20 protein-coding genes are annotated in these 21,352 nt (G+C 32.3%); 7 read left to right on the top strand and 13 right to left on the bottom strand.

Annotated elements, in window-relative coordinates; all coding sequences use genetic code 11:
- Positions 1-63: 63 nt before the first annotated feature.
- The 11 genes from C820_RS07830 to C820_RS07780 all read right to left on the bottom strand — a co-directional run bounded on the left by C820_RS07830 (position 64) and on the right by C820_RS07780 (position 11,567).
- A complete protein-coding gene (locus tag C820_RS07830) occupies positions 64-603 on the bottom strand; it encodes a hypothetical protein (protein WP_004035076.1) in 540 nt (179 codons plus the stop codon).
- A gap of 40 nt (positions 604-643) precedes the next feature.
- A complete protein-coding gene (locus C820_RS07825; protein WP_004035078.1) occupies positions 644-1,222 on the bottom strand; it encodes a hypothetical protein in 579 nt (192 codons plus the stop codon).
- Between the two features lie 27 nt (positions 1,223-1,249).
- Positions 1,250-2,125, bottom strand: a complete 876-nt coding sequence (gene pdaA / locus C820_RS07820; protein WP_004035080.1) for a delta-lactam-biosynthetic de-N-acetylase — start codon at positions 2,123-2,125, stop codon at positions 1,250-1,252.
- A 135-nt stretch (positions 2,126-2,260) separates the two neighbouring features.
- Positions 2,261-3,574: a phosphopyruvate hydratase gene (gene eno / locus C820_RS07815; protein ID WP_004035082.1), complete on the bottom strand. Its 1,314-nt coding sequence runs from the start codon at positions 3,572-3,574 to the stop codon at positions 2,261-2,263.
- A gap of 299 nt (positions 3,575-3,873) precedes the next feature.
- Positions 3,874-4,332: a DIP1984 family protein gene (locus tag C820_RS07810; RefSeq protein WP_004035084.1), complete on the bottom strand. Its 459-nt coding sequence runs from the start codon at positions 4,330-4,332 to the stop codon at positions 3,874-3,876.
- A 109-nt stretch (positions 4,333-4,441) separates the two neighbouring features.
- Entirely contained in the window at positions 4,442-5,989 is a 1,548-nt protein-coding gene (gpmI, locus tag C820_RS07805) for a 2,3-bisphosphoglycerate-independent phosphoglycerate mutase (protein WP_004035086.1), read from the bottom strand.
- Between the two features lie 108 nt (positions 5,990-6,097).
- A complete protein-coding gene (gene tpiA, locus C820_RS07800) occupies positions 6,098-6,844 on the bottom strand; it encodes a triose-phosphate isomerase (protein WP_035295619.1) in 747 nt (248 codons plus the stop codon).
- Positions 6,845-6,870: 26 nt separating this feature from the next.
- The gene (locus tag C820_RS07795; RefSeq protein WP_004035091.1) at positions 6,871-7,920 is read right to left on the bottom strand and encodes a polysaccharide deacetylase family protein; all 1,050 of its coding nucleotides are present in this window, start codon (positions 7,918-7,920) and stop codon (positions 6,871-6,873) included.
- Between the two features lie 264 nt (positions 7,921-8,184).
- Positions 8,185-9,114, bottom strand: coding sequence for a polysaccharide deacetylase family protein (locus C820_RS07790; protein WP_004035099.1), 930 nt, complete (start codon positions 9,112-9,114; stop codon positions 8,185-8,187).
- A gap of 16 nt (positions 9,115-9,130) precedes the next feature.
- Complete coding sequence (locus tag C820_RS07785; protein ID WP_347562965.1) at positions 9,131-10,327, bottom strand: phosphoglycerate kinase; 1,197 nt, start codon at positions 10,325-10,327, stop codon at positions 9,131-9,133.
- 145 nt (positions 10,328-10,472) lie between these two features.
- Positions 10,473-11,567 carry a sugar-binding transcriptional regulator gene (locus tag C820_RS07780; RefSeq protein WP_004035102.1) on the bottom strand — a complete coding sequence of 365 codons (1,095 nt, stop codon included), beginning with the start codon at positions 11,565-11,567 and terminating at the stop codon, positions 10,473-10,475.
- Positions 11,568-11,910: 343 nt separating this feature from the next.
- Between C820_RS07780 and dsdA the strand changes: the two genes are divergently transcribed.
- The gene (gene dsdA / locus C820_RS07775) at positions 11,911-13,242 is read left to right on the top strand and encodes a D-serine ammonia-lyase (RefSeq protein ID WP_004035103.1); all 1,332 of its coding nucleotides are present in this window, start codon (positions 11,911-11,913) and stop codon (positions 13,240-13,242) included.
- Between the two features lie 118 nt (positions 13,243-13,360).
- Here dsdA and C820_RS14590 read toward each other — a convergent pair whose 3' ends face one another.
- The gene (locus tag C820_RS14590) at positions 13,361-13,639 is read right to left on the bottom strand and encodes a DUF6809 family protein (protein WP_502799880.1); all 279 of its coding nucleotides are present in this window, start codon (positions 13,637-13,639) and stop codon (positions 13,361-13,363) included.
- A 176-nt stretch (positions 13,640-13,815) separates the two neighbouring features.
- Here C820_RS14590 and C820_RS07770 point away from each other — a divergent pair, with 176 nt between their 5' ends.
- The 5 genes from C820_RS07770 (at position 13,816) to C820_RS14580 (ending at position 15,594) form a co-directional block, all read left to right on the top strand.
- On the top strand, positions 13,816-14,025 hold the full coding sequence (locus tag C820_RS07770) for a ribbon-helix-helix domain-containing protein (protein ID WP_004035104.1): 210 nt from the start codon (positions 13,816-13,818) through the stop codon (positions 14,023-14,025).
- A 160-nt stretch (positions 14,026-14,185) separates the two neighbouring features.
- On the top strand, positions 14,186-14,272 hold the full coding sequence (locus C820_RS07765; protein ID WP_242824481.1) for a putative holin-like toxin: 87 nt from the start codon (positions 14,186-14,188) through the stop codon (positions 14,270-14,272).
- A gap of 358 nt (positions 14,273-14,630) precedes the next feature.
- The gene (locus C820_RS07760) at positions 14,631-14,717 is read left to right on the top strand and encodes a putative holin-like toxin (RefSeq protein ID WP_242824481.1); all 87 of its coding nucleotides are present in this window, start codon (positions 14,631-14,633) and stop codon (positions 14,715-14,717) included.
- A gap of 348 nt (positions 14,718-15,065) precedes the next feature.
- Positions 15,066-15,155: a putative holin-like toxin gene (locus C820_RS14585; RefSeq protein WP_353477515.1), complete on the top strand. Its 90-nt coding sequence runs from the start codon at positions 15,066-15,068 to the stop codon at positions 15,153-15,155.
- Positions 15,156-15,504: 349 nt separating this feature from the next.
- Positions 15,505-15,594, top strand: a complete 90-nt coding sequence (locus C820_RS14580; RefSeq protein WP_353477514.1) for a putative holin-like toxin — start codon at positions 15,505-15,507, stop codon at positions 15,592-15,594.
- Positions 15,595-15,844: 250 nt separating this feature from the next.
- On the opposite strand, the gene C820_RS07755 is transcribed toward C820_RS14580, so the two are convergent.
- Positions 15,845-18,370, bottom strand: a complete 2,526-nt coding sequence (locus C820_RS07755) for an FAD-dependent oxidoreductase (protein ID WP_004035105.1) — start codon at positions 18,368-18,370, stop codon at positions 15,845-15,847.
- A 292-nt stretch (positions 18,371-18,662) separates the two neighbouring features.
- Between C820_RS07755 and polA the strand changes: the two genes are divergently transcribed.
- Positions 18,663-21,329, top strand: a complete 2,667-nt coding sequence (gene polA / locus C820_RS07750; RefSeq protein ID WP_004035106.1) for a DNA polymerase I — start codon at positions 18,663-18,665, stop codon at positions 21,327-21,329.
- The last annotated feature ends 23 nt before the right edge of the window (positions 21,330-21,352 follow it).

Raw genomic sequence — 21,352 nt, 5'->3', positions numbered from 1 at the left:
ATTACATATTACTTAACGATATCAAAACACAAAAAAAGAAGGGATTTTTCCCTTCTCTCTACATTACAATTTTTCTTTTTCACTTTCCAGTAATTCTAATTTATTCTTTTTTAACACATCTACATAAAAATTCCATACCACTTTTTGACCTTCTTCTGTTACTATCCAATCTCTTGTTTTTTGCAATATACTATGCGGATATTCAAAATATTTTGATTTTTGTTGATGATATGTTACTATAGGAGCAACATAATATTTATAAATATTACAATACCCATTTTCTTTTAAATATTTTGAAACAGCTACAATTATGTTACAATTATTATTTTCTTTAAACATATCATAATAGTCAATCAGTCCTTGTTCGCTTTTATAAAGTGCTACAAACTGCCAAATATAAATCTGTTGAAATGCTTCTGCCCATATTGGCCTATTTTTATTATAATATTTTACCATATATTCGTGAAAATCTGGCAATGTTTCACTACCCAACACTATACTATATGATGAAGGCCATTCTTTTACTTTTCCTTTTTCTCTTATTTCTTCTTTTAATTTTTGTATCGCTTCCTCCAATTCTTGATACATTTCTACTACAGTCAAATAAAACACCTTCTTCCCAAATTACAATACATAGTATTTATTATTGATTTTCTTTCTGTGATGCCAACAATATTGATTTATTTTTCATTAAAACATCTACATAAAAATTCCAAGTCATTTCTATATTTTCTTCTGCCCATTTTTCTGTTTTTTTCAATATCGGATACATTTCTTCCGGATAATAGTTCATTGGACGATATTTTACTCCATTTGAATATTCTTCCCATTCCTCTACTGGAATTTCTTCATATTCTACTGCTGGAGCAGCATAATACTCACTAAATTCAGTATATCCATTTTCTTTTAAATATTGTGCAACACGCATAATTGTTTTATAATCACTTTCTTCATAAAAATTTTCATAATAAAGTTCTATTCCTTCATAAAATGCCGACCATTGCCACGACATTATTTGATAAAACGCTTCTACTCCTATAGGTCTATTTTTATCATAATGTGTTGTAATATATTCATTAAAATCTCCCAACGCACCACCGTCAACTGCTGTGGGAATTTGTTCATAATCTATTTCTTGCTGTTGTTGTTTTAATTTATTAAATTTTTGTATTTCTTCTTCCAATTCTTCAAATGTTTTTACAATATCAACATCAATACTCAAAACAGTCACCTCACTATATACTATTTTTTATACTTCTTTTTCTGGCAAATCCTCCAAACTCATAAATGTATATCCTTTTTCTCTCAAACTTTTTATAATATCTGGCAACGCTTCTGTATTTGACTGTGAAACAGCGTGCAAAAGCATAATACTTCCATTATGATAATTATTCATTACCATATCATAAGCTGCTTGTTTTCCAGGCTGATTATTGACGTCCCAATCCCCATATGCAAAACTCCAGAATATTGTTTTATATCCTTGTGACTGTGTTTGTTCCAAAGAATGTATACTATATACTCCCTCTGGTGGTCTAAAAAAATGTGGCATATCTTGTCCTGTTATTTCTTTAAAATATGCAGCACACTCTTGTATTTCTGATGCAATTTGTTCGTCTGTCAATTTTGTCATATCTGGGTGTGTTACGCTATGGTTTCCTACAACATGGCCTTCTGCTACCATTCTTTTTATCAATTCTGTATTATCTCTTATATACGACTTTGTTACAAAAAACGCTGCTTTTACATCATACTCTTTTAACACATCTAATATTTTCTCACTATATCCATTTTCATAACCTTCATCAAATGTCAAATAAATTGTTTTTCTTTGTGTATCACCTAAATAATACGCGTCATATTTATCTATTGCTATATCTTGTTGTGCTGATGGAGGCATATTTTCTGTATTTCTTTTAAACCACCATGATTTTCTATCATGGTATCCTACAGCAGCATTATTTTGTTGTGGCTGAGGTGGTACTTCTACAGGGTCATACTCTGCTTCTGTTTTTTCATTTTCTATTATTATGATAGGAGGTTCTGCCACATTTATTACAGGTGTCATTTCTCCTCCTGCCATTAACACTGACATCATATATAATATTGCATTTATATGTAACATATCGTTCCCTTCCTTTCTTTTTCATATTACTATACTACAACTTTATCACTTTTACCAACATCTATCAATATTATTTTTTGATACAACAAAACCCCCCATTTTTAAAATGGAGGGCTTGTATAAAAAACTATATTATTATTTTAAATTAAACCATGCTTTTAAGCCTAAATATTCTGCTACATCGCCTAATTCTTCTTCAATTCTTAATAATTGATTATATTTTGCAACACGGTCTGTTCTTGCAGGTGCACCTGTTTTAATTTGACCAGCATTTACAGCTACAACGATGTCAGCGATTGTAGCATCTTCTGTTTCACCAGAACGGTGAGATACTACTGCTGTCATGTTATTTCTGTTTGCTAACTGTATTGCATTAAATGTTTCTGTTAAAGTACCAATTTGATTTACTTTAATCAATATCGCATTACCAGCTTTCAAATCAATACCTTTTTGCAATCTTTCTGTATTTGTTACAAATAAGTCATCGCCTACAAGCTGTACTTTATCGCCTAATTCTTTTGTTAATAACTGCCAGCCTTCCCAGTCTTCTTCTGCTAAACCATCTTCAATAGAAATGATTGGGTATTTGTCACAAAGAGCTTTCCAGAATTCTACCATTTCTGCTGATGTTCTTACAACATCTTTTCCTGTCATTTTGCTTTCGCCAGGGAAGTGGTATTTTCCATCTTTTTCATCATAAAGTTCTGTAGAAGCAGGGTCCATAGCGATTTTAATATCTTCTCCCCATTTATAACCAGCTTTTTCTACTGCTTCTTTAATTAAATCAATTACTGCATCTGCTGTTGGAAGGTCAGGAGCAAAGCCACCTTCATCACCAACTGCTGTAGAAAGTCCTTTTCCTTTGAGAACGCTTTTCAAGTTATGATAAATTTCAGCACACATTCTCAATGCTTCTTTGAATGTTGGTGCTCCAACAGGCATAATCATAAATTCTTGAATATCTACTGTATTATCAGCGTGTTTACCACCATTCATAATATTCATCATAGGAACTGGCATTGTTTTTGCATTGAAACCGCCAAGATATTGATATAATGGCATTTTTAATGCTTCTGCTGCTGCTTTTGCTACTGCCATAGATACACCAAGTATTGCATTTGCACCCAATTTTGCTTTATTTGGTGTGCCGTCCATTTCAATCATTTTTGTATCGATTGCTACTTGGTCAAGTGCATTCATACCAATAATTGCATCTGCAATAACATCGTTTACATTGTTTACTGCATCTTGTACACCAGCTCCAACATATCTGGAACCACCGTCACGCATTTCAACTGCTTCAAAAGCACCTGTTGATGCACCAGAAGGCACTGCAGCTCTACCTACTACATTATCTTCCACTACAACCTCTACTTCTACTGTTGGATTGCCTCTGGAATCCAATACCTCTCTTGCGTGAACATCAGTAATTTCAATATAACTTTTCATGTTCTCTTTCCTCCTCTTTATTTTTAAATTTTATTACTTTTATAATCATAGCATATAACTTTTTACTTTCATTAAAAGCTATTATACTATTGTTAACATATATCGTTTTACTATACTTTCTCCCCACACCCGCCCTTAAAAGATAAATCAGTACTGGTTTTTACAATACTCTATACATTGTACTCATGTAACAATACTTGACTTTTACATTGATATTATTAGCACAAGTCCGATGCCCTTATCTGCATACAGTTTGCCTACTGCTAGGTGTACTACGCATTTATCTTTTTAGCCTTTTTTTACATCTCTATCAAATCTACAGTCCAATTAACTCCTTGTAGTTTTGTATCTATTTCTCTATATTGTTTAGAAAGTTCATTTATAGTATGCTGTAATGCTTTTGCATCAATACATCTCACAAATTTAACTTCTTTTTGACTATAACGTTCAGGTCGTATTGTTGCTGCTTCATATACAGAGCGATACATACTGATTTTTGTTTTTAAATTATCTCTTTGTGCAATGGCATCTGCTACAGTTCCATTTTCAAATGGTGTGGTATCATTTGTTTTATTTATTTTTTGCACAAGAAACAACAGACGTTTCATATTTTCATCATATTCTGCAATTAATTCTTCTGGTTTTTCTGCTGGAGTATCTCCCTCCTGCACCATTGCATTGCCTGTAATACGATTGAAAAGCTGTGCATTTTTTTTTTGAATTTCTGCTCTTTCAATCAATGCTTCAGCAAGTTTCATATATGACACGCCCTTTCTTGTTCTTTTACAGTATATCTTGGTATATTTTAGCAAACTTTTATTTCATTTTCAACCAGAAATACATATTTTCATCAAATATCACAAAATTTTATTTACTTACAAGTAAACTTTCTCCTGTCATTTCAGCAGGTTTTTTAATATCCATCATTTCAAGCAATGTTGGTGCAATATCTGCCAATTTTCCGCCTTCTCTCAATACAATACCATCTGTATAATTTACTAATATAAATGGTACTGGATTTGTTGTATGTGCTGTAAATGGTTCTCCTGTAGTATAATCCACAAGCTGGTCGCTATTGCCATGGTCTGCACAAATAAACATTTGACTATTTGTGTCAATCAATGCTTTCAATACTCTTTCTAAACAGCTATCTATTGTTTCGATTGCTTTGATTGCTGCGGAAAGCACTCCTGTATGTCCTACCATATCTGGATTTGCATAGTTTATAATAATCAAATCATATTCTTTAGAATTGATTGCTTTTACTAATCCATCTGTTACACCTATTGCACTCATTTCTGGCTGCAAATCATATGTTGCTACTTTTGGAGAAGGTACTAGCCATCTATCTTCATTTGGATTTGGTTCTTCTACACCACCATTAAAGAAAAATGTAACGTGTGCATATTTTTCTGTTTCTGCTGTTCTAAGCTGTTTTAATCCCAATGATGAAATATATTCTCCTAATGTATTTGTTAATCTTTGTGGTTTAAATGCTACTGATTTATTTTCTATTGTTACATCATATTCTGTAAAACATACAAATGTAATATCTTTTGGTGCATTTACTCTCTCAAATCCATCAAATGCTTCATCACAGAATGTTCTTGTAATTTCTCTTGCTCTATCTGGGCGGAAATTAAAGAATATAACAGAGTCTTTCTCTTTTATTGTGCCAATCGCTTTCCCTTCTTCATTTGTAATTACTGTTGGCAGCACAAATTCATCTGTTTTTTCATTTTCATATGATTTTTTAATACATTCCTCTGAGCTAAATGCTGTCACGCCTTTTCCTGACACAATGGCATCATATGCTACTTGTACTCTTTCCCAACGTTTATCTCTATCCATAGCATAATAACGTCCTGATACTGTGGCGATTTTACCAACGCCAATTTCTCTCATTTTTTCCTCTAATTGTGCCAAATACTCTATACCTGATGATGGTGGTGTATCTCTACCATCTAAAAAGCAATGTACAAATACTTTTTTTAAGTCATTTCTTTTTGCTAGTTGAAGCAGAGCATACAAATGTGTATTATGGCTATGCACTCCACCATCTGAAAGCAATCCAAACAAATGCAATGCACTATCATTATTTTTACAATTTTCTACTGCTTTGAGCAATTCCTCATTTTCATAAAAATCGCCATCTTCTATTGATTTTGTAATTCTTGTCAATTCTTGATATACTATACGTCCTGCTCCTATATTCAAATGTCCTACTTCGGAATTGCCCATTTGTCCCTCTGGCAATCCTACATCAAGTCCACTCGCATATCCTTTTACACATGGGTATTTTTCAATGATTTTATCTATTGTAGGTGTATTTGCTTGTCTAATGGCATTACCTTCTGTTTTATCATTTATACCAAAACCATCTAATATCATCAACACTGTTGTTTTCTTACTCATAATTGCCTCCTTATTTTCAGATTACAAAAAACACTATATTGCAATCTCTCAAGGGTTCTCCCCTGTAAGAAAAATAAAAAATACTATCTCTATACTTTTTTATTGTTATCAATAATTTACAATACTTGCAAATTCTTCTTTCAAACTTGCTCCGCCTACTAATCCACCATCAATATCTGCCATTGCAAACAATTCTGCTGCATTTTTTCCATTTACACTACCACCATATTGTATACGAGTTTCTTCTGCTGTTTCTTTTCCATATACTTCTCCAACAACTTGTCTAATGGCACAGCAAACTTCTTGTGCTTGTTCACTTGTTGCTGTTTTTCCTGTACCAATTGCCCATATTGGTTCATATGCTATCACTACTTTTTTTACATCATCAGCACTTAATCCATACAATCCTGCTTTTACTTGCATACGCACGATTTCAATATTGATACCCATTTCTCTCTGTTGTAATGTTTCACCACAGCACATAATAGGCACTAAATTATGTTCTAATGCTTTTTTTACTTTTTTATTTACTGTTTCATCTGTTTCTCCAAAATATTCACGTCTTTCGGAATGTCCTATTACAACATATTTTACACCCATTTCTGTAAGCATTGCTGGTGCAATTTCTCCTGTATATGCTCCGCTTTCTTCAAAGTGCATATTTTCTGCTCCAACTGCAATATTTGTACCTTTTACTGCTTCTACTACTGTAGCAATATCTACTGCTGGTACACAGAATACTACATCTACTTTATCTGTATTTACTTTGTCTTTCAACAATGCACACAATTCTGCTGCCTGCTTTGGTGTTTTGTTCATTTTCCAGTTTCCTGCAATAATTTTCTTTCTCATAATAAAATGCCCTCTTTCTTGAATTTATATTATTTTTTCTTTTTTATTTTTACAACAATACATAACATAACCAAAATAATGAAAGCAACAATACCCATCACTTTTAATCTATAAGGTGTAAAAACAAAACGCTTTTTTTGATAAAATGTTTTTATTGCTGCCTGTTCTATTTTTTGAAGCAATTCTTCTCCTGTCCACCCAGAGTCCACTGTAATTCTAGGAACTTCTAACATACTTGTATTTCTATTTACAACATAAATATCTGTTGTCAACTGTAAATCATATTCCATATCAGAACGCATTGCCAATGCAATATCTTTTCTATAATTTCCATTAGGATATGTCAGCACTTTTACAAGACTTCTTTTCTGTAAATATTCATCAAGCATTTCTTCCCCTTTTATTACAGAATAACACACATCTGCATATGTTCTATTTTGTACTTGTTTATGGTCATATGTGTGATTATATATTTCTACTAATCCACTATTCTGCATTTCATTCAAATTTTCCCAGCTCATTCTTTCAATTTCTTGTTTTGGACACTCATAGTCTTCACAAATCAAAGAAGTAACTACAGAAATATTTGCTTTCATATTATACTTTTGCAAAAGAGGATATACAAGTTCATAATTGCTTTTATATCCATCATCTATCGTTATTACAATGTATTTTTTATTCAAATGCAATTCTGGTTGTACAATGCCTTTTTCTTTTTCCATTTTTGACTGCTGCATAATATAATACAATTCACTCAAAAATATAGTAGTATATCCTGACTGCTGCAATGCTTTTATATGTTCTTCAAATTCATCAATATTTATAATAACTCCATTATCTGGCTCAACTTCTTCTGTTTCAAAATGGTGATACATCAAAACAGGTATATAATCCTCTGAAGTAACATTTTTTTGTTTATATTGTTTTGACATACTATATTGTGTTATATCTATTTTTTTCTGTTGTTGTAATACTTTCTTTTGTATTTCCATAGTATTGTTTTCTTGTGCAAATGCAGTCAATGGAATATTTGCTGCTAAAAAACACATTATAATGCCCATTATGATATATTTTTTCATAGCATTTTCCTCAGTTAGTTATACTTTTGTCAGCTTAATATGAAAACTTTAAATTTCTGATATATTTTGAAAGAAATGCTAAACATTTCATGAAATTATTTTTATAGTAATTTTGACATAACTATTTTTTTTTATTTTTTATTTTAGCAATAATAAACGATATTACTATAACAATTAAACCAATAATACTAATTGTACCTGATACATTATAAATTAAATCAAACATACCCTGTGCGTCCATAAATACCTTCTCTTTCTAAAATATTACTCTTTTTGAAATGTCTTTTGTGCAGTCTGTTCTATCTTCTGTAAAAGTTGTTCGCCACTCCAGCCAGAATTTACTGTAATTCTTGGTATCTCCAATATGCTGGTATGTCTATTGACTACACCACTATTTGTTGTTAACTGTAAATCATATCCCATATATGCCCTCATAAGTACTGTCATATTTTCTGTATAACTTCCATTTGGATAGGTTAATACATTTACTGGACTTCTGACTTCTAATTCTTTATCAAGCATTTCTTCTCCTTTTGTTACAGAACAACGTACATCTTCATATACTCTATTCTCTACTGGCTTATGGTCATATGTGTGGCTAAATATTTCTATTAGTCCACTCTGCTGCATTTCATTCAAATTTTCCCAACTCATTTTATCAATTTCTTTTTCTGTATAAATATATCCATGATGTATACGAGATGTAATTACCGAAATGCAGGCTTTCATATTATATTTTTTTAAAAGCGGATACGCAAGTTCATAATTACTTCTATATCCATCATCTATCGTTATTACAATATACTTCCCATTCATATGCAGTTCTGGCTGTGTGATACCCATTTCTTTTCCTTCTTGTACTTGTTTCATAACATGATTTAAGTCATTTAAAAAAATGGTGGTATATCCTGCCTCTGTCAGTGCCTTTAAATGCTGCTCAAATTCTTCTATATTGATATTTGCCCCATCTCCAGCTGGCACTTCTTCCTCTCTAAAATGATGATACATTAAAACAGGTATATAATCTTGTTTCGCTATATCATTTTTTTCTGTTTGTTCTATTTCTTTTTTTTCTTCTGTTTGCTGCACTATATTATTTTTTTGTATATCATCATTTTCTTTAGCAAAAGCATTACTTGTCATATTGATTAGTGATAATACTATCATCACAGCCATACATACATATTTTTTCATATTACTATCCTCTTAATTATTTATCATCTACTGCTACTACACCTGGTAATTCTTTTCCTTCCAAAAATTCAAGTGATGCCCCACCACCAGTAGAAATATGTGTCATTTTACTACCATATCCCAACTGATTTACTGCTGCTGCGGAGTCTCCTCCTCCTATAATTGTTGTTGCATCTATTTTTGCTAATGCTTCTGCTACTGCTTCTGTTCCTTTTGCAAAATTAGCAAATTCAAATACTCCCATTGGGCCATTCCATACAACTGTTTTTGCATTTTTAATTGCATCTGAAAACAGTTCTCTAGATTTTTCTCCTATATCAAGTCCTTGCCAATCATCTGGAATTTCTTTTGTTGGTACTGTTTTATATTCTGTATCATTTTTAAATTCTTTTGTGATTACTGTATCTACTGGAATTAAAAATTTTACTCCCTTTTCTTCTGCTTTTTTCATCATTTCTTTGGCATATTCTACTTTATCTGCTTCTAGCAATGAATTACCTACTTTTCCTCCTTGTGCCACTGCAAAAGTATATGCCATACCACCGCCTATAATCAATGTATCTACTTTCTCCAAAAGATTATTGATAACATTGATTTTATCGGACACTTTTGAACCGCCTAATATTGCCACAAATGGTCTTTCTGGATTATTTACAGCATTGCCCAAGAAATTGATTTCTTTATCCATCAAATAGCCAACAGCAGACTCTTTTACATATTTTGTAACGCCTACTGTAGAGCAATGTGCTCTATGGCTTGAGCCAAATGCGTCATTTACAAATATTTCTGCTAAACTTGCCAGCTCTTGGCTAAAATTATCTTCATTTTTTGTTTCTTCTTTTCTATAACGTGTGTTTTCCAACAACACTACATCGCCATCTTTCATTTCTGCTACGGCTTTTTTTGCATTTTCTCCTACTACTGTATCATCTTTTGCAAATACTACTTCTTTGCCTAATTTTTCAGAAAGGCGTTTTGCAACAGGTGCAAGTGACAATTCTGGCTTTGGTTCTCCTTTTGGTTTTCCCATATGGGAACAAAGTATTACTTTACCACCATCTTTTATTAATTTTTGAATAGTTGGTAATGCCGCAACTATTCTGTTTTCATCTGTAATCACTCCATCTTGCAATGGTACATTAAAATCACATCTTACAAGCACCTTTTTTCCTTTTACTACTAAGTCCTCTACCGATTTTTTGTTCAGCATAATTCTTAATCTCCTTTCCTACTCTTTACAGGTTGTTTTTATTTTTTTCATTTTTATGAAAGCCATGCTTCCGCACACACTCTCCTAAACAGAATATTTTATTCTGTTTTTTTCACTCCCAATTTTTCCACTTCTCTTTTACTACATTTTACTTTTTTATGACTTCTTTTTTTTCTTCACAGACTTTCACATCTCTTTTGTCTATTTTTTTAATTATCTCTTTTGCCGTTACGGTGTCTGTTATCAGTATAGCTTGCGGCATAATTGGGCAGACAGCAGCAAGAGCTTCCGCTTTATTTTTTCCTTCTGCTACAATAATAATCTTTTTCATTCTGCTTATTTCTTCCAATCGTAACCCTATAGAATAAGAAGTATACACGATTGTGCCTTCGCTATCCAAATAGTAGCCTAACATTTCTGCTACTGCACCCTTTTTTAAAAGAAACTCATAAACACAAGAGTCAACCTGTCTTTTTTTAGCCATTTTTAGTGCATTTCCTACTCCCAAAATTAAAACATCGGCTTGTTTAATTTCTTTTAGTGTTTGCTGTATAAATGGCTCTTGTTTCATTTCTTCGAAGGCTTTTTGACTCATATGGTCGGGCAGTTGCAAAAGTTTATAATTGGCTGACAATTTTTCTGCTAATTTGGCTGCTAATGTATCCGCTTGCTGTTCTAATATACCACCTACGCTCCCCCTCGCTGGTACAACAAGCTCTGCCCTTTTATTACCAGAAAAAGGCATCGCTTCCACCATTGTTGCAAGAGTAGAACCACCTGTTAATGCAATTTTACTCTCTTTCGTGATATTTTTCAGAACTATTTCTGATGCAATTCGTCCTAACTCTTTTTTTATACTTTGGCTGCCTTTACAGCCTACTTCTGCAATATACGCCTCCGTAATACTTAACTTTTTGGCCAGCTCTTTCTCAAAAACAGCAATACCATCTATCTGTTTTACAAGCGGCTCTATTTCTGTTAGTATTTTTTTGCCCTCTTTGGTTACTTTCATTCCTTCCCTCGAAACATCAATGAGTTGCTGCATATGCAGTTTTTCTATTTCGTTACGGACAGTTCTTTCCGAAAAATCCAATGAAAGAGAAATTGTTCTTCGGCCTACTGGCTCTAATAAATGAATAGCACGCAATACACGATACCTTTTTACAATTGCTGTCATTTCTTCTGGTGCTATTTTTTTTATCATCTGTAATGTGTCTAATAAATTCTCTTTATAAAGGGACATAATTCGTCCCACCTTTCATTTTTCGTCCCACCTGTCTTTAAAGGAAAACCTACCAGTAGTATTACACATCTAATAGGCTTGTATTCATTATATTATATTTACCAAAATTTTTCAACCTATTTCCAAATGTATACAGTTAAAAAATTCACTAAATTTTTACGGTAAAATTACAATCTATAACACAATGTTTATAATATTTTATACCAAATCTATTTTTTTACTCATAAAATAGTGATACTGTTTAAAAACATACTTCTTTTTTTATAACACTTGCTTAAAACCTATTTTTACGATATACTATAAATATCATTACAATTTTCTCTATTAGAAAGGACGGATAAATATGGAACAGGCATTTTTGCAACAAATGAAAAATCAACCATTGCTCAAAAAAATCGCTTCTGAACAAGAAGTATTTTGGCTCAATGATGAATTAGAAGATGCAAAAACAGCACTATCTAAAATCAATATTACTATGTCTGACATAGAAGACGCACAAGCTCGTTTAGCTCGTTTTGCCCCTTTTATACAAAAATGTTTTCCAGAAACACAGCCACAAAACGGCTTAATTGAGTCCCCCCTCACTGAAATAGAAAATATGAAAAAACAACTAGAAAAAGAGTACAACGTTTCTATTTCTGGCAGACTATTTTTAAAACAAGATAGTCATTTAGCAATATCAGGTTCTGTAAAAGCACGTGGCGGCATTTACGAAGTACTCAAACACGCCGAAGATTTAGCACTAGAACATGGCAAAATTACACTTAATGACGATTACAGTGTATTTGCTTCTGATGAAATGAAATCTTTTTTTAGCCAATTTAAAATACAAGTTGGTTCTACGGGCAATTTAGGCATGAGTATAGGCATTATGAGTGCAGCACTTGGTTTTCATGTTATTGTGCATATGTCTGCTGACGCAAAGCAATGGAAAAAAGATTTACTTCGCAAAAGAGGTGCTGATGTAGTAGAATATGCTGATGACTACAGCAAAGCTGTTGAAGTAGGCAGAAAGCAATCTGATGCTGACCCTAGCAGTTATTTTGTAGATGACGAAAATTCTGTAACACTCTTTTTAGGTTATGCTGTTGCTGCAAAACGCTTAAAATCACAATTTGAACAGCAAAACATCACTATAGACCAAAATCACCCTCTTTTTGTATATATTCCTTGCGGTGTAGGCGGTGCTCCGGGCGGTGTAACATTTGGTTTAAAACAACTTTTCGGTGACAATGTTCATGTATTTTTTGTAGAAACTACTCCAGCACCTTGTATGCTTTTAGGTATGGCTTCTGGTATGCAAAATAAAGTTTGTGTACAAGACTTTGGTCTTTCCGGACAGACACACGCTGACGGTTTAGCAGTAGGTAGACCTTCTGGATTTGTAGGTAATGTTATGAGAAATATACTTAGCGGTGAAATGACATTACAAGATAGACGTATATATGATTTCATGAGAGATATTGTAAACACAGAAAATATATTCCTAGAACCTTCTGCTTGTGCTTCTTTTATGGGCGTTGTAGATTTGTTCCAATATGATGAAGGAAAACAATATATTGCTAAACAGCACTTAGAAAATAAAATGCAAAATGCTGTCCATATTGCTTGGGCAACAGGTGGCAGCCTTGTGCCAGAGGAAATTAGAAAGCAATATATGAATACTTATCTTTAATCATAAAATACTTCAATTTCGTTTGTAATTGATAAAACGAAATTTTTCTTTAAAATTTAGTTCAAGTATTTCAAAAGACCTTGATTTTTTGTCAAGGTCTTTTTTTTAATGATATAAATTACTTTGTGTCATTTTCCTGCAATATCTCCATCATCATTTTCGCACCAATTTTAAAACCATATATAAACATTTCGGATAACTCTATGGTAATCGTTTTAAATTGTTCGCCTATAATATCGTCAAATTCTTCAATAAGAGAACTGTCTATTTTTTTCTTAAAATCATTGTAATGCTTTTGTTGTTCTTTTCTTAAATGCTTGTGATATTCTGTTATAGCTTTGTATTGTTCAGAGGGGTATATTCTCCCCTCATATAAATCTTCTAATAATTTACTTATAATTTATCACCCATCAATTTATATTATATATTATATATTTATATTATATATTTATATTATACATTTATATTATATATTTATATTCTATATTTTTGATATATATTTATCAATGTTAAATAGATATAATAATTATAATAATTATAATTATTATAAAAATATAATATGGAGGTAGCATTATGTCAAAAAAATTTATTGTAACACATAAAAGTATAGAAAAATTTGTTATAATGACATTAAGAATAGAAAAAGATTTACAAGAAGAATTTGATAAATTAGCATCAAAAAGTGACCGTTCCAGAAATGAGTTAATGTGCATGGCATTAAAATATGCCTTAGAGCAGTTAGAATTTACTGCTATAAATGAAAATAGTGATAAAAATGTATAATCAGAAATGAAGTTTTTTTTAAAGTTTAGACTTAAGCCCCTTAAAAATGATTTGTGGAAGTATTGAGGGTGTTGAATTATGACGAATTATGTGCTATATTTAGCTTAGCAGTCATGACGGAGTGGTTCCACCCTCTACAAAAAGGGAAGGGGGTGGTGCTATGGATACATATCAAGTATTAACATTATTGTTACTATCTGGTAACTTCCTTATAGCATTACTTACCTACATAGATAGGCATAAGTAATAAAAAAATACTACCCGTCTACGCTCTCACAAAGCTAGGGTAGTATTTCTACTACAACTAATAGAGGGTGTCCACTTCGTGGTGACTGCTCCCTTTTGTAATGTTAGTATAGCATAGTTTTCTATGTTTTGTAAAGCACTTGTTTTAGTCAAGTGCTTTTTTGTGCTGTAATTAGATGTTTAATAACAATAATGTTTAGAAATGAATTGTTGAATTATGACCAATTATGTGCTATATTTAGCTTAGCAGTCATGACGGAGTGGTTCCACCCTCTACAAAAAGGGAGAGGCTCATCACTTTTGCTACGCAAAAGCCAGCCTTCGGCTGTCCGCCCATCTTGGCGGTGATAGGTAGTGCTATGGATACATATCAAGTATTAACATTATTGTTACTATCTGGTAACTTCCTTATAGCATTACTTACCTACATAGATAGGCATAAGTAATAAAAAAATACTACCCGTCAATGCTCTCAGAAAGCTAGGGTAGTATTTCTACATCATAGTAGAGGGTGTCCACTTCGTGGTGACTGCTCCCTTTTGTAATGTTAGTATAACATAGTTTTCTATGTTTTGTAAAGCACTTGTTTCAGTCAAGTGCTTTTTTGTGCTGTAATTAGATGTTTAATTGCAATAATGTTTAGAAATGAATTGTTGAATTATAACGAATTATGTGCTATATTTAGCTTAGCAGTCATGACGGGTGGTCACCCTCTACAAAAAGGGAGAGGCTCATCACTTTTGCTACGCAAAAGCCAGCCTTCGGCTGTCCGCCTATCTTGGCGGTGATAGGTGATGTCTATGACATTGTTCGAAGTGTTAGATTTGTTTATCTCCTTCGCTACATTTGTTGTAGCGTTACTTTCTTACATGAACAAGAAGTAACAAAAAAACTACCCTTCATAGCCCTGCAAGCTTTGGGTAGTTTTTAGTACCAAACTAGGGTGACCACAATAACGTGGTGACTGCTCCCTTTTGTAATGTTAGTATAGCATAGTTTTCTATGTTTTGTAAAGCACTTGTTTCAGTCAAGTGCTTTTTTTGTGTTGTAATTAGATGTTTAATTGCAATAATGTTTAGAAATGAATTGTTGAATTATGACGAATTATGTGCTATATTTAGCTTAGCAGTCATGACGGAGTGGTTCCACCCTCTACAAAAAGGGAGAGGCTCATCACTTTTGCTACGCAAAAGCCAGCCTTTGGCTGTCCGCCTATCTTGGCGGTGATAGGTGATGTCTATGACATTGTTCGAAGTGTTAGATTTGTTTATCTCCTTCGCTACATTTGTTGTAGCGTTACTTTCTTACATCAACAAGAAGTAACAAAAAAACTACCCATCATAGCCCTGCAAGGCTAGGGTAGTTTTTTGACACCAACCGAGGGTGACCACAATAACGTGGTGACTGCTCCCTTTTGTAATGTTAGTATAGCATAGTTTTCTATGTTTTGTAAAGCACTTGTTTTTGTCAAGTGCTTTTTTATGCAGAAAAGCAAACAACTACACAACATTCAAAACAGTAAAAAACCTTGAAGAAAAATCTCTTCAAGGTTTTTATTATGAAAACAGTTCAATTAAAACATTTCATTAAATAATGCTGGTTTTTCAAGTGCCTGTGTCACTTTTGCCATTTTTGAAGTATCACCTATGAGTGTTACTCCTACCAATCTATTATTTGCAAAATAATATTTTTCAAATGTATGTTTTGTATCATCTTTAAACACAACTGTTTTATATTTTCTATTGGCATTTTTGCCATTATCTCCTACAGCATACAAACTAGTATCCATGCCATGGAAAGCAAGAGGTGCAACAATTGTTTTATAACTTGTTTCTTCTCCTGCTGCATTTGCTCCTGCTACTTTACCCATTTCAGCTGCTTCAGACCAAAGTGCAAAGTTAATATTATCATATTCTGCACAGTCACCACAAGCATACACATCTTTTAAACTTGTTTCCATTTTCTCATTTACTACAATCGCTTTATTGATTTGTGCTCCTGCTTGTTTTGCAATAGCTACATTTGCTCTAACACCACTAGAAAGTATTACAACATCTGCTGCAACAATTTCTCCATCGCCTAATCTTACTCCTGTTACGCTGCTTTCGCCTTCTATACTTTCTACACTTGCTCCCAATTTCATTACAATACCTTGAGATTGTGCTGCTTTTAATATCATATCACTTGCTTCACTATCCAACTGTCTACTCATAAGGCTTGGCATCATTTCTACTACTGTAACATGGCAATTTGCTTTTTTGATTTCCCATGCTGCTTCTAATCCCAGCACACCGCCACCTATTACAACTGCATTTTTTGCTGTTTTTACTAATTTTCTAACTTTATCTACATCTTCCATTCTTCTTATTGTAACAACTTCTTTTTTATCTGCTCCTTTAATTGGAGGAACAAAACATTCTGCACCCAAAGCATAGATACATTTATCATAGCTCAGCACTGCACCACTTGCTAATGTGATTTCTTTTTTATTACTATCCAATGATTTTACTTCTTCATTGAGCATTACTTCAATATTGTTTTGTTCATACCACTGTTGGTCTTCTACTACAAGTTGTTTTGCAGTAACACCTGCAAGCAATGTTTTTGTAAGCATTGGACGGTTATAACTAATATATGGTTCATTTGTTATCATAGTAATAGAAGCTGTTTTATTTCTATTTCTAATTTCTTTTGCTGCATTTAATCCTGCTACACCATTTCCTATTACAACAAATTTTTCTTCTGTATCTTTTTGATAATCAGACTCATTTAATTCTACTGATACAAAGTTTTCTTTTCCTACGCCACATACTGGGCAAGTATCCATACCTTCTGGGAATATTTCGCCACATACCAAACATTTTACGAGGCTTTTTTTAGCTGATTTCAATTTATCATTTTCTTTATTCAAAAGTATACAGCCAAAGTTATAGCCATATTCATAAGCACCTGTCAAATCATTTTCGCCAGGACGCAATTTAATTCTATAACCATCTACTACTTTCATACGAAGTTGTTTCAATCTTTCAATAATATGTGGTACACCTTCGCCACTCCAGCCATAGCTACCGAATGCACTTGCTAATTTTCCGCCATGTGTTCCTGCAAATATAGATGTTGTTAAATCCCATATTGGTTTTAATGCTTCTCCTACTATTGTTGGTGTTCCAAACAATATACCATCTGCAAATCCCAATTCTCCCAATACTTTCGCTTGGTCAGATACTACCATGTCATATATTCTAACATCAATATCGCCACTATCTTGTATCCCTTTTTTAATTTCTTCTGCAAGCTGTCCTGTATAACCATAAGCAGATACATATGGTATTACAACTGTCTTTTTAGTATTTGGATTAACTACAGTACACCAGTCTTTATATGTTTGTTGTATTTCATCTATTCTACTATCTATTACTGGACCATGTCCTGTACATATCATATCAATGTCCAGTTCTTTTATTCTATCCAATGCTTTAAGCATAAATGGTTTAAATGGCCCTATAATATTATCAAAATAGTATTTTGTTGCTCTCATATATCCTTCATTATCTTTGAGTTTACTCAACACAATATCGTCAAGGCAATAGTGAGAACCAAAAGAGTCACAAGTAAAAAGCAATTTGTCCTCTTTTACATAAGTATACATTGTATCAGGCCAGTGTAAATTAGGCAAAAGCATAAACTGCAATGTTTTATTTCCTAATGACAATGTGTCATTTTCTTTTACTGCAATACTATAAAAATCATGATTGATAATGTTTTTCAAAAATCCTATTGCACAAGCTGTTGCTACCACACAGATACGTGGGTTCATTTCTACCAGTTTTACAATGCTACCTGCATGATCTGGTTCTGTATGGTTCATTACAACATAGTCAATATCATTTACATCTACTACTTCTTGCAATTTTTCTAAATATTCATCAAAAAATTTTACTTTAGCAGTTTCAAACAGTGCTGTTTTTTCGCTGCCTTTTAATACATAAGAATTATATGTTGTGCCGAATTCTGTTTCCATAATAATGTCAAACACTCTCAGGTCTTTATCAAGCACACCTGCCCAATATAAATCTTGTTTTAATTGATATGCTTTCATTTGTTTACTCCTTTCTTGATTTACAATACTTTCATAATTCTATTTTCTTTTGTCTTGTTCATTTTTTTATTATACTAAATACTACCATCTATTGTCAATAATAACTGTTCTTAATAGATAATTATTTTTTACTGTTATTACGCCTTTTTTATCAAATTCTATTATAACCACATATTACAGTATCATACTTTAAGCTGCTTTTTATTATTTTTAAAATTGTCATGTTTTTTATATCCAAAATAGTGTATAATAGGCTATAATACACATTGCTATACAGAAAGTGAGAATAATTATGGAAAAATTTATGATGATAGACGGCAATAGCATTGCCAATAGAGCATACTATGGTGTGCCTTTATTAACAAATTCACAAGGTACTTATACAAATGCAATATATGGTTTTATCAATATATTATTTAAATTACTAGAAGAAGAAAAACCAGATTATTTAGCAGTAGCATTTGATTTACATTCTCCTACATTTCGTCACAAACTATCTGAACAATACAAATCTAATAGAAAAGGTATGCCCAAAGAACTACGTGAACAAATGCCTTTATTAAAACAAATATTAACTGCTATGCAAATAAAACAATACGAAATAGAAGGATATGAAGCCGACGACATACTTGGCACACTTTCTTTAAAAGCAGAACAAAACAATATGCAAGCTGTAATTATTTCAGGTGACAGAGATTTATTACAATTAGCAAGTGACACATTAAAAATACGTATTCCCAAAACAAAAGCAGGCAAAACAGAAATAGAAGACTATTTTGCTCAAGATGTTTTACAAAAATACGGTGTCACACCTACAGAATTTATTGATGTAAAGGCCCTTATGGGAGATGCCTCTGATAATGTGGCTGGTGTGCCTTCTATAGGAGAAAAAACAGCTATCAAAATAATACAACAATATCACACTATTGAAAATGCAATACAATATGTTGATGACATCAAACCTAAAAAAGCATCTGAAAATTTAAAAGCTTATTATGAACAGGCAATGTTAAGCAAAACACTTGTTACTATTGTGAGGGATATTGACATTACTATTGATAAAAACACACTTGGTATTAAAAATATGTTTAATGAACAAGTTTATGCCATTATGAAACAATTAGAGTTTAAAACTTTTTTATATCGTTTTACACAAAACAAAACACAATCAATATTAAAAAATGAAATCTCTTATCAAACAATTACAGAGCCTTCACAATATGACACAGTATTTCATGCACTACAAAAAAATAAACAGATTGCTTATATTATTTTACACGAAAATGACATCATAAGAGGCATTAGTTTATATGATGGTGGAGAACAATGTTATTTTTTATTATGCCAAAATCATCAAAATATGGTATACTTATTAAATTCTGCTAAAGATTTTTTTGAAAACAAATGTTACAGTAAAATCGCTCACAATGCCAAAACAGATATGGTATTACTTCGTCAATATGACATAGAATTAAGTGATGTAATATTTGATGCTTCTATTGCTGCCTATATATTAAATTCTACAAAAGACTCTTATGAGTACGACGATATTGCAAAAGAATTTTTAAATGAAATATATCCTTGCAAAGAGGAATTACTAGGAAAAGGAAAATCAAAAATTTCTTTATTAGAATTACAACAGCAGCAATTAACACAATTCGCTTGCAATCAATCAGAAGTGATTTACAAAGCTATGCCTATATTATTACAAAAAATAAAAGACAACAATCAACAACAACTTTATTTTGAAATAGAGCTCCCTCTTATCAGAGTATTAGCAGATATGCAAAAATATGGCATTAAAGTAAACAAAACTGCTTTACAACAATATGGTGCAGAATTAGAAAAAAGTATTGAAATATTGACACTAGAAATTTATACTATGGCAGGAATAAAATTTAACATCAATTCCCCCAAACAATTAGGTGAAATATTATTCAGTACGAAACATATGGCATTATCTGGAGGCAAAAAAACAAAAACAGGTTATTCTACTGCCGCCGATGTATTAGAAAAGCTTAGCAATTCGCACCCTATTATACCAAAAATATTATACTATCGTCAGTTATCTAAATTAAAAAGTACTTATGTTGACGGTCTTCTATCTGTATTAGATGAAAAAACACAAAAAATTTATTCTACTTTTCATCAAACAGTTACTGCAACAGGGCGTATTAGTTCTACAGAGCCTAATTTACAAAATATTCCCATTCGTTTGGATTTAGGCAGACAGCTCAGAAAAGTTTTTATACCTACTGACGAAAATTATTGTTTTTTAGATGGTGACTACTCTCAAATTGAATTAAGAGTACTCGCTCACATGGCACAAGACAAAACACTAATAGATGCCTTTGTCAATGGGCAAGATATTCACACAATTACAGCTTCACAAGTATTTAATGTTCCTTTTGACCAAGTGACTGAAATACAAAGAAGAAATGCCAAAGCAGTGAATTTTGGTATTATATATGGTATTGGTGCATTTCGTTTAAGCCAAGAACTCAATATTACCATAAAACAAGCTGAAAATTATATTGCTGGATATTTTTCTAAATATCCCAATATTAAAAAATACATGGACAAAACAGTACTTGATGCACAAAAAAACGGCTATGTCAAAACACTTTTTCAAAGAAGGAGAGCAATGCCTGAACTTCATTCAAAAACATTTGTACAGCGTTCTTTTGGTGAAAGGGTAGCTATGAATATGCCTATACAAGGTACTGCCGCAGACATTATTAAAATTGCTATGATACAAGTACACAAAAAGCTTTTAGAAAACGGTCTGCACGCCAGACTCATATTACAAGTACACGACGAGTTACTTTTAGAAGTACACAAACAACACGCTTCTGAAGCAGCACAACTATTAAAACAAACTATGGAACAAGCTGTCAATTTATCTGTACCTATGTTTGTAGAAGTACATCAGGGAAATTCATGGTTTGAAACCAAATAAATTTATATATAAAAGAAAGGCGA

The organism is Clostridium sp. MD294, assembly GCF_000364165.2.
Taxonomy (GTDB): Bacteria; Bacillota; Clostridia; order Lachnospirales; family Anaerotignaceae; genus Coprocola.
The sequence above is the reverse complement of the archived record's forward strand: the minus strand, read 5'-3'. Positions and strand labels throughout refer to the sequence as shown.

Bases quoted from the DNA above. Each gene is read 5' to 3' on its own strand.
- pdaA (WP_004035080.1), bottom strand. From the start codon at position 2,125: ATGTTACATATAAATGCAATATTATATATGATGTCAGTGTTAATGGCA.
- eno (WP_004035082.1), bottom strand. From the start codon at position 3,574: ATGAAAAGTTATATTGAAATTACTGATGTTCACGCAAGAGAGGTATTG.
- C820_RS07810 (WP_004035084.1), bottom strand. From the start codon at position 4,332: ATGAAACTTGCTGAAGCATTGATTGAAAGAGCAGAAATTCAAAAAAAA.
- gpmI (WP_004035086.1), bottom strand. From the start codon at position 5,989: ATGAGTAAGAAAACAACAGTGTTGATGATATTAGATGGTTTTGGTATA.
- C820_RS07795 (WP_004035091.1), bottom strand. From the start codon at position 7,920: ATGAAAAAATATATCATAATGGGCATTATAATGTGTTTTTTAGCAGCA.
- C820_RS07790 (WP_004035099.1), bottom strand. From the start codon at position 9,114: ATGAAAAAATATGTATGTATGGCTGTGATGATAGTATTATCACTAATC.
- C820_RS07780 (WP_004035102.1), bottom strand. From the start codon at position 11,567: ATGTCCCTTTATAAAGAGAATTTATTAGACACATTACAGATGATAAAA.
- dsdA (WP_004035103.1), top strand. From the start codon at position 11,911: ATGGAACAGGCATTTTTGCAACAAATGAAAAATCAACCATTGCTCAAA.
- C820_RS07770 (WP_004035104.1), top strand. From the start codon at position 13,816: ATGTCAAAAAAATTTATTGTAACACATAAAAGTATAGAAAAATTTGTT.
- C820_RS07765 (WP_242824481.1), top strand. From the start codon at position 14,186: ATGGATACATATCAAGTATTAACATTATTGTTACTATCTGGTAACTTC.
- C820_RS07760 (WP_242824481.1), top strand. From the start codon at position 14,631: ATGGATACATATCAAGTATTAACATTATTGTTACTATCTGGTAACTTC.
- C820_RS14585 (WP_353477515.1), top strand. From the start codon at position 15,066: ATGTCTATGACATTGTTCGAAGTGTTAGATTTGTTTATCTCCTTCGCT.
- C820_RS14580 (WP_353477514.1), top strand. From the start codon at position 15,505: ATGTCTATGACATTGTTCGAAGTGTTAGATTTGTTTATCTCCTTCGCT.
- C820_RS07755 (WP_004035105.1), bottom strand. From the start codon at position 18,370: ATGAAAGCATATCAATTAAAACAAGATTTATATTGGGCAGGTGTGCTT.
- polA (WP_004035106.1), top strand. From the start codon at position 18,663: ATGGAAAAATTTATGATGATAGACGGCAATAGCATTGCCAATAGAGCA.